Here is a 9,169-nt window from a genome sequence, read left to right as displayed (position 1 = left end):
AACCCCCTCCAACCCCTGTGGGAGCGACCTTGCTGGCGAAGACGTCAGAACAGTCAATACCCATTGACTGTTCGACCGCTTTCGCGAGCAAGCTCGCTCCCACACTGGTTTTGCGCCAAGCTCAGCTCATCTCCCGCTCAACCCGATCCCGGCCATTCTGCTTCGCCGCGTAAACCCCTGAGTCAGCGCGCAGCAACAGCGCATCTGCGCCCTCCCCCGGGCGCCAGCTGGCGATGCCGAAACTCGCGGTGACCAAGCCGACCACGTCTACCGGCGCGCTACGCAAACCTTCCCACAACTCCACCGCCAGCATATAGGCGTGTTCGCCGTCGATGTCCGGGCACAGCACCATGAACTCTTCGCCGCCCAGACGGCAGAACACGTCGGTGCGGCGCAGGCGATGGCCGATCCGCTCGCAGACTGCTTGCAGCACACGGTCGCCGACGGCGTGGCCGAACTGATCGTTGATGCGCTTGAAGTGGTCGATGTCGAGCATGATCACCGACAGCTCACCGCCGCCACGCTCGACCCGGGCCATTTCAGTGGTCAGGCGCTCCTGAAAATAGCGGCGGTTGTGAATGCCGGTCAGCGAATCGGTGATCGACAACGCGCGCAATTCTTCTTCCACGCGCTTGAGATCGGAGATATCCGAGATATAACCGTGCCACAGCACTCCGCCGCCCGGCAGCTCTTCCGGTGTCGCCTCGCCGCGCACCCAGCGCAGACCGCGCTCGGGCAGTTGCACGCGGTACTCCTCGCGCCAGGGGCTGAGGTTTTCCGCCGATTCGCGGATCGAGCTGCGCACGCGAATCGCATCCTGCGGGTGGATACGACTGAAGATCGCCTCGGAGTCGAGCAGCAGCACATCCGGCTCCAGCTCGTAGATTTCGCGGATGCCATCGCTGGCGTAGATCACGCTGAAGCGTCCGTCGAATTCCATCTTGAATTGGTAGATGCCACCGGGAACATGGGCGCTGAGCTTCTTCAGCAATGTGTCGCGTGCTGCCAGCACCTCGTGCACTCGCTTGCGTTCGGTGATGTCGATGCAGATCGCCAGATGACCGACCCACAGGCCTTGCTCGTCAAGCACCGGGGTGGCGAGCATGTTCACCGGCAGGTGACTGCCGTCGCTGCGCACCAGGGTCCACTCGCGCGCTTCATGGCCGCCGACTTCGCCGCCCTCGACCAGCATCGCGTGGCAAGTCGGAATGTTTTTGCCGTAGCGCGCACTCAACTCGGCCGAACGCGCCGCCAGTTCCCGTGGCAAATGCAGGTTCTCCAGGGTCATGCGCCCAACGACTTCGGCGCTGCTGTAGCCGAGCATTTGCTCGGCACCGGGATTGAAAGTGTTGATCACCCCGCGCAGATCGGTGGCAATGATCGCGACCTGAGTGGCGGCATTCAGCACGCCGCGCAACTGACCGTGGGTACCGCGCAGTTCCTGCTCGCGCTCGTGCAATTCTTGGGTGCGCACCTCGACCAGACGCACCGCGCGCTGGCGCTGGCTGACCAGCACATAAAGCAAGGCGCTGAGCAATGCGCTGAGCAAGCCACCAAGAATGATCACGCTGCCCACCGACGAATGGTTGGCCTGCATGAACGCTTCGCTCGGCAGGATATCGACCTGATAGTCGTGATCGGCCATACGCAGCAAGCGCGTCGCTGCCAAATCGCCGGGCACCGCCTCGTTGCTCGATTCGAACAGCGCTTCGTGCTGATCCTGGGTCGACAGGTCGAGAATGCGCACCGACAGATAATCGTGCAGGGCATCGGGCAATCCGTCGGCGAGCAACTGGCGCATGCTGATCACTGCCATCACATAGCCGAACGGCTGCGACTCTCCAGCGCGACTGACCGGCGCCAGCAGCAACACCCCACGCGCGTACGACGGCTCGATCCCGACCAGATGCATCGGTTGCGACACCGCCATGCTGCCGAGCTGGTCGGCGCGTTGCAGGGTTTCGCGGCGCATGGGTTGGGCGAGCAAGTCGTAGCCCAGCGGTGGCGCCAGTCGGCTTTGGGTTTGCGTGTAGAGCACCGGCACGTATTCGTTGCGCGGCGCCGCCAGTTGCAGCTCGCCGTTGGCGTCGAGTTCGCGAATGGTGAAATTGCTCAGGCCTTCGTCACGCACCTGCTGTTCGAACGCGGCCCGTTCGGCACCGCTGACTCGCGGCGCGTAGGTATAGGCTTGGGTGCGCAGCAATAAGGGACGAGAGTAACCATCGAATTCAGCGCGGGACACCGATTCGGAGTTGGCGAAGAACCGCCGCAGGCCATCGAGACGTTGCTCTTGGTCCTGAAAACGTTCGGCGATGCGGCTGTAGCGTTCGTTGGCCAGCAGTTGGAAACGCTGACGAGATTGTTGCTGAAACTGGTTGAAGGTGCCCCATGCGAGCAGCCCGGTGAGAATCCCGCCGGCAAGCAACACCAGCAAAGCGACCAGCCAGGCTGAGACGTCTTCACTGATGAAACCGAGGATTTTCGGGCGCACGGGGTGCAACGGCATAAGCACGACTCACTCCGCCAGATTTGCGGGAAAACCCCATTGGCGGTGTGTGAGTTATAGCTATTAGCCACTAATTTAGCCAGCACCGCTGGATCCACCGAGCCGTTAAAAATCAACGCTCTGTGGATCCAACCAGTGAAAGCGTCAACGAGCCGTGATTTTCCAGGCGCGGTGGATCTTGGTATTGCGGGCGAAATCCGGATCAATGGTCTGCGCACTGATTTCCTCGACCGCATAACGCTCGGCGAGGTTTTCCTCCAACTGGAACTTGCGGAAGTTGTTGGAGAAATACAGCACGCCACCCGGTGCCAGCCGCGCCATCGCCAAGTCGATCAACTGCACCTGATCGCGCTGCACATCGAAGATGCCTTCCATGCGCTTGGAGTTGGAGAACGTCGGCGGGTCGATGAAGATCAGGTCGTACTCGTCGCGGCTGCTTTCCAGCCACGCCATCACATCGCCCTGCTCCAGACGGTTCTTGTCCGAGAAACCGTTCAACGACAAGTTGCGCCGCGCCCAGTCCAGATAGGTTTTCGACAGGTCGACGCTGGTGGTGCTGCGCGCGCCGCCCTTGGCCGCGTGCACGCTGGCGGTCGCGGTGTAGCAGAACAGATTGAGGAAGCGCTTGCCGGCCGCCTCTTTCTGAATGCGCATGCGCATCGGCCGGTGATCGAGGAACAGACCGGTGTCGAGGTAGTCGGTGAGGTTGACCAGCAACTTCACGCCACCTTCATTGACCTCGACGAACTTGCCCTGGGCCGCCTGACGCTCGTACTGCTTGGTGCCGCTCTGGCGCTCGCGGCGCTTGACCACCACGCGGTTCTTGTCGACGTTCAACGCCTGCGGAATGGCCGCCAGCGCATCGAACATGCGCGCCGAGGCTTTTTCCGGGTCGATGGATTTCGGCGCGGCGTATTCCTGAACGTGCACCCAGTCGTGGTACAGGTCGATGGCCATCGCGTATTCCGGCATGTCGGCATCATAGACGCGGTAGCAATCGATGCCTTCGCGCTTGACCCACTTGCCCATCGCCTTGAGATTTTTCTGCAAGCGATTGGCAAACATCTGCCCGCCTTCGCTCAAGCGCGGCTGTTCGATCACTGGCGCCGGGGCTGGCGTCGGCTTGATCGGGTTGCCGTTCTTGTTGAACTTGCGCTCTTGCGGCTCGTCCGGGGTCTGATCGTAAGCCGCTTGCTCGCGCTCGACCTGACGCTGTTCCGGAGTGCGGCGTTCGCCAGTGACGAACTGATCGGGCAGAACCTTGATCAGCAGCAGCTTGCACGGCAGCGCGCCGTTCCAGAACGAATACTGTTTATGGCTGCGAATGCCCATGCGCTTGCCCAGATCCGGGGCGCCGGTGAACACCGCCGCTTCCCAGTTCAGGCAGGCCTGACGCAGACGCTCGCCGAGGTTCTGATAGAGATACAGCAGGCTGGCTTCGTCACCGAGACGCTCGCCGTACGGCGGGTTGCAGATCACCAGACCTTTCTGGTTCTGGTCCGGGCGCGGCTCGAAGGTCGCCACTTCGCCCTGATAGATCTTGATCCACTCGCTGAGGCCGGCACGTTCAACGTTGTTGCGGCCTGGCTGAATCAGTCGTGGATCGGCTTCGTAACCGCGAATCCACAGCGGCGGTTTGGCCAGACCGGCGGCGGCACGCTCGACCGCTTCTTCGTGGAGTTTTTTCCACAGTGCCGGCACGTGACCGAGCCACGCGGTAAAGCCCCACTGCTCGCGACGCAGGTTCGGCGCCATGTCGGCGGCGATCATCCCGGCTTCGACGAGGAACGTACCGACACCGCACATCGGGTCAGCCAGTGCGCCGCCTTCGGCAGCAATACGCGGCCAGCCGGAACGGATGAGGATTGCCGCCGCGAGGTTTTCCTTCAGCGGCGCCGCGCCCTGCTGCAAGCGATAGCCACGCTGGTGCAGGCTGTGGCCGGAGAGGTCGAGGGACAGAATCGCTTCGCCGCGATCCAGACGCAGGTGAATGCGCAGGTCCGGGTTGAGTTTGTCGATGGATGGACGATCGCCCTGCGGCGTGCGCAGTTTGTCGACGATGGCGTCTTTGACTTTCAGCGCGCCGAAGTGGGTGTTGTCGATGCCCGAGCCGTGGCCGCTGAACTCGACGGCCAGGGTGCCGTCGCTGAGCATGTGATCCTGCCAGTCGATGTCGAGCACGCCGTGGTAGAGGTCTTCGGCGTCCTTCATCGGGAAACGCTTGAGCACCAGCAACACACGGTTGGCCAGACGCGACCAGAGGCACAGACGATAGGCGGTTTCCATGGTCGCCATGCCACGCACGGCGGAGGTGTGCTCGCGCGCTTCTTCAAGGCCAAGCCCGACGGCTTCCTCGATGAGCAGGCCTTCGAGGCCTTTGGGGCAAGTGAGGAAGAGTTCGAAACGATCGGACATGGTAATTCCAGAGCCTTTGGCTAGTGGGCCGGCAACGCATTGCCGACCCGGTTTTCAATCAGGCGCTTTTCTGAAAGAGCGCCCGCGTGGCACGAAGGTGTGCCGTTCCATCCCCGCTGCTCGGGTTAAAAGAGCTTAGATGCCGGGACAGATAAAAAAGTTGGTGCAACAAAAAGACTGAAAGCGACCCTTCGTCGAATATTACCCAAGCGCAAACGTGGGTCATTCTCACTAAAGGATTAACCCCCTGAGTCAGCGGGGCGCCGATCATACCGGGGTTTGCGCATTGAACGTTGAATAAATACGCGGTTACTTATCGCCATAGCATCCTTTACGTTACGTGCTTATGACAAAACGATCATTCCCTCGGTGTGACTCATTGGTTAGAACTGAGCACAGGTTGACGTCGCAACGGCGTCAACACCTTGGCTCGCCACGCCGGCAGCGAGCCGCACGATGGCAGGTTTTTTCTGCCAGACCTCAATTGAGGTCAACGCGACACTACAGTCAACAAGTGAGGGAAACACCCTATGAGAAGACTTAAGCGTGATCCGTTGGAAAGAGCATTTTTGCGCGGATATCAATATGGCGTTGGTGGCAAATCCCGTGAGCTTTGCCCATTTACTCTACCGTCGGTACGTCAAGCCTGGATCAACGGCTGGCGAGAAGGACGCGGCGACAACTGGGACGGTATGACCGGCACTGCGGGAATCCACAGACTCAACGAACTTCACGCCGTCGGCTGACACAGGGCATTTATTCCGACACGACAATCTGAATTTGCAATGAATTAACCACGCACGTCCTTCCCGGACGGCGGGCTACGGCCCAGGGGCTCCTTCGAGGAGCCCTTTTTAATGCCTGTAAAGAGGGTTAACCGGGAGCCACGTGGCGAGGGGATTTATCCCCGCTCGGCTGCGCAGCAGTCGCGAAGTCGGAATTTCAATTTACTAGGCATATCAATGTGCAAGGTTTGGGGCTGCTGGGCAGCCCAGCGGGGATAAATCCCCTCGCCACAAAGGCTCCCACAAGGCCTCCGCAATCCTCAGCGCAACGCAGCGATCGCATCCACCGATTCACGAATCAGCGCCGGGCCTTTGTAGATGAAGCCCGAATAGATCTGCACCAGGCTTGCACCGGCCGTGATTTTCTCTGCCGCGTGCTTGCCTTCGGTAATGCCGCCAGCGGCAATGATCGGCAAACGCCCGGCCAACTCGCCCGCCAGTACTTTCACGGTATGGGTGCTCTTCTCACGCACCGGCGCACCCGACAGACCACCCGCCTCGTCGCCATGTTCCATGCCTTCGACGCCGACACGGCTCAAAGTCGTATTGGTGGCGATGACCGCGTCCATGCCGGTTTCGATCAATGCCTGGGCAACCTGCGCAGTCTCTTCGTCGGTCATGTCCGGCGCGATCTTGATCGCCAGCGGCACATGCTTGCCGTGACGCAGGGCCAGTTCGGCGCGACGGGTGGCCAGATCAGCGAGCAATTGCTTGAGCGAGTCACCGAACTGCAGGCTGCGCAGGCCCGGGGTGTTTGGCGAGCTGACGTTGACGGTGACGTAGCTGGCGTGGGCGTAAACCTTGTCCAGGCAGATCAGGTAATCGTCGACCGCACGCTCGACCGGGGTGTCGAAGTTCTTGCCGATATTGATGCCCAGCACGCCCTGGTATTTCGCCGCAGCGACCCGCGCCAGCAGGTTATCGACACCGAGGTTGTTGAAGCCCATGCGGTTGATGATCGCCTCGGCTTCCGGCAGGCGGAAGATTCGTGGTTTCGGGTTACCCGGCTGCGGACGCGGGGTCACGGTGCCGATTTCGACAAAACCGAAACCCAGTTGCGCAAAGCCATCGATGGCCGCGCCGTTCTTGTCCAGACCTGCCGCCAGCCCGACCGGGTTCGGGAACTCCAGCCCCATGACGGTCACCGGCATTTTCGCCGGTGCCTTGCACAGCAAGCCGTTGAGGCCCAAACGTCCACCCGCGCCGATCAGATCCAGCGACAGATCGTGGGAGGTTTCCGGGGAAAGTTTGAACAACAGCTGACGGGCCAGGGTGTACATGGGCGGCAATGACTCGGGCGGCGAAAAGAGGCGGCGATTATAGCCGGGCATCGTCCCCCGGCGCGAGGCGCCTGCGCGAATCAGGCGACTGGCATATGCCTTGCACCACCCCGCTCATCAGTCTGCCGACCAATGACGGCGCGCAGGCCAGGACAATGGCGTCGTCCCCGGGTTTTGCCTGCGCAGAATCCGGGACGACGTTTTTTTTGAGGTAGCGTATGAACGAAACGTCCTTGGGGCCTCTGGCCTGGGTCAATGGCAGCGATGCGCCGGAAAAGAGCGCGATCAATCTCGGCTTCATGGCGCTGAGCGACTGCGCCTCGGTGGTGGTCGCCGCCACCCAGGGCTTCGCCCAGCCCTACGGCCTGACCCTGAACCTCAAGCGTCAGGCGTCATGGGCCAACCTGCGCGACAAACTGGTCAGCGGCGAACTGGATGCCGCGCACAGCCTGTACGGGCTGATTTATGCGGTGCACCTGGGCATCGGCGGCGTCGCCCCCACCGACATGGCAGTGCTGATGGGCCTGAACCAGAATGGCCAGAGCCTGAACCTGTCCCATGGTTTGCAACAGGCTGGCGTGAACAGTCCTGAAGCGCTCGATCGGCATGTGCACCAAAGCCGCGCAAAACTGACCTTCGCCCAGACCTTCCCCACCGGCACCCATGCGATGTGGCTTTATTACTGGCTGGCGAGCCAGGGCATTCATCCGTTGCAGGACGTCGACAGCGTGGTAGTGCCGCCGCCGCAAATGGTTGCGCACCTGCAAGCCGGGCGCATCGACGGCTTTTGCGTCGGCGAACCGTGGGCGGCCAGCGCCGTGCAGCAGAATCTCGGTTTCACCCTGGCGACCAGCCAGAGCATCTGGCCCGACCACCCGGAAAAAGTCCTCGGCTGCACTCGCGAATTTGTCGAGCAATACCCCAACACCGCGCGGGCGCTGGTCATGGCCATTCTTGAGGCCAGCCGCTTCATCGAAGAAAGCCCGGAAAACCGCCGCAGCACCGCGCAATTGCTCAGCGCCACCGAATACCTCGACACCCCCGCCGCGTGCATCGAGCCGCGTTTCATGGGGGATTACGCCGACGGCCTCGGCAATCGCTGGCAGGATCCGCATGCGCTGCGTTTTCATGGCGAGGGCGAGGTCAATCTGCCGTACCTCTCCGACGGCATGTGGTTCATGACCCAGTTTCGTCGCTGGGGTCTGTTGCGCGAGGATCCCGATTATCTGGCCGTCGCCCGCCAGGTTCAGCGCCTGGATTTGTACCGCGAGGCAGCGAGCGCTGTTGGCGTCGTGTCTTCCTGCGCAGACCTGCGCAGCAGCCAGTTGCTCGATGGCAAGGTCTGGGACGGCAGCGATCCAGCGGGCTATGCGCGCAGTTTCACGCTGCATGCCCTGAGCGACGCCGCCCCGCTTCTCGCCCAGCGCTGACAGGAGACCGCGAACATGTTGCGCATTCTGCTGATCAACGACACCGCGAAAAAAGTCGGACGCCTGAAAGCGGCGCTGACCGAGGCCGGCTTCGAGGTGATCGACGAGTCCGGCCTGACCATCGACCTGCCGGCGCGCGTCGAAACGGTGCGCCCGGACGTGATTCTGATCGATACCGAGTCACCGAGCCGCGATGTCATGGAGCAAGTGGTGCTGGTCAGCCGCGACCAGCCCCGGCCGATCGTGATGTTTACCGACGAACATGACCCGGGGGTGATGCGTCAGGCGATCAAGTCCGGGGTCAGTGCCTACATCGTCGAAGGCATTCACGCACAACGGTTACAACCGATTCTCGACGTGGCGATGGCGCGCTTCGAGAGTGACCAGGCCCTGCGCGCGCAATTGCAGGCCCGTGACCAGCAACTGGCCGAGCGCAAGCGCATTGAACTGGCCAAGGGTTTGCTGATGAAGATGAAGGACTGCAACGAGGAAGAGGCCTATACGCTGATGCGCCGCCAGGCGATGAGCCGCCAGCAGAAGCTGATTCAGGTGGCGGAGCAGATCATTGCCATGAGTGAGTTGCTGGGCTGAAGTTTTCGCTGCAAATCAAGAGCCCCTCACCCTAGCCCTCTCCCTGTATGTACCGGGGACATGGTGGACACATGTTCGGAGACATGGTGGACGGTTTTAGATCTTCTTACCTGCCGTCACGATCTGCAAGTTCAAGTCGATTCGAGCGACACGATGTCTACT

6 protein-coding genes are annotated in these 9,169 nt (G+C 61.4%); 3 read left to right on the top strand and 3 right to left on the bottom strand.

Annotation, left to right across the window (positions count from 1 at the left end):
• Positions 1–121: 121 nt before the first annotated feature.
• Together QMX86_RS25795 and rlmKL are read right to left on the bottom strand one after the other, a co-directional pair.
• On the bottom strand, positions 122–2,506 hold the full coding sequence (locus QMX86_RS25795; RefSeq protein WP_282387051.1) for a diguanylate cyclase: 2,385 nt from the start codon (positions 2,504–2,506) through the stop codon (positions 122–124).
• Between the two features lie 144 nt (positions 2,507–2,650).
• Entirely contained in the window at positions 2,651–4,921 is a 2,271-nt protein-coding gene (rlmKL, locus tag QMX86_RS25790; RefSeq protein WP_282387050.1) for a bifunctional 23S rRNA (guanine(2069)-N(7))-methyltransferase RlmK/23S rRNA (guanine(2445)-N(2))-methyltransferase RlmL, read from the bottom strand.
• A gap of 530 nt (positions 4,922–5,451) precedes the next feature.
• Here rlmKL and QMX86_RS25785 point away from each other — a divergent pair.
• Complete coding sequence (locus tag QMX86_RS25785) at positions 5,452–5,667, top strand: ribosome modulation factor (protein ID WP_003223300.1); 216 nt, start codon at positions 5,452–5,454, stop codon at positions 5,665–5,667.
• 299 nt (positions 5,668–5,966) lie between these two features.
• Here QMX86_RS25785 and QMX86_RS25780 read toward each other — a convergent pair whose 3' ends face one another.
• Entirely contained in the window at positions 5,967–6,986 is a 1,020-nt protein-coding gene (locus tag QMX86_RS25780) for a quinone-dependent dihydroorotate dehydrogenase (protein ID WP_071171588.1), read from the bottom strand.
• Between the two features lie 218 nt (positions 6,987–7,204).
• On the opposite strand from QMX86_RS25780, the gene QMX86_RS25775 reads away from it, so the two are divergent.
• Together QMX86_RS25775 and QMX86_RS25770 are read left to right on the top strand one after the other, a co-directional pair.
• Entirely contained in the window at positions 7,205–8,416 is a 1,212-nt protein-coding gene (locus QMX86_RS25775; protein WP_282387049.1) for a CmpA/NrtA family ABC transporter substrate-binding protein, read from the top strand.
• A gap of 15 nt (positions 8,417–8,431) precedes the next feature.
• A complete protein-coding gene (locus tag QMX86_RS25770) occupies positions 8,432–9,007 on the top strand; it encodes an ANTAR domain-containing protein (RefSeq protein WP_007916390.1) in 576 nt (191 codons plus the stop codon).
• Positions 9,008–9,169: the final 162 nt, after the last annotated feature.

The sequence above is a fragment of the Pseudomonas sp. PS01270 genome (assembly GCF_029959775.1).
Classification (GTDB): Bacteria; Pseudomonadota; Gammaproteobacteria; order Pseudomonadales; family Pseudomonadaceae; genus Aquipseudomonas; species Aquipseudomonas atacamensis.
Note: the sequence above shows the minus strand (reverse complement) of the source record. Positions and strands in the feature narration are given on the sequence as shown.

Bases quoted from the DNA above. Each gene is read 5' to 3' on its own strand.
- QMX86_RS25770 (WP_007916390.1), top strand. From the start codon at position 8,432: ATGTTGCGCATTCTGCTGATCAACGACACCGCGAAAAAAGTCGGACGC.
- QMX86_RS25780 (WP_071171588.1), bottom strand. From the start codon at position 6,986: ATGTACACCCTGGCCCGTCAGCTGTTGTTCAAACTTTCCCCGGAAACC.
- QMX86_RS25795 (WP_282387051.1), bottom strand. From the start codon at position 2,506: ATGCCGTTGCACCCCGTGCGCCCGAAAATCCTCGGTTTCATCAGTGAA.
- rlmKL (WP_282387050.1), bottom strand. From the start codon at position 4,921: ATGTCCGATCGTTTCGAACTCTTCCTCACTTGCCCCAAAGGCCTCGAA.
- QMX86_RS25785 (WP_003223300.1), top strand. From the start codon at position 5,452: ATGAGAAGACTTAAGCGTGATCCGTTGGAAAGAGCATTTTTGCGCGGA.
- QMX86_RS25775 (WP_282387049.1), top strand. From the start codon at position 7,205: ATGAACGAAACGTCCTTGGGGCCTCTGGCCTGGGTCAATGGCAGCGAT.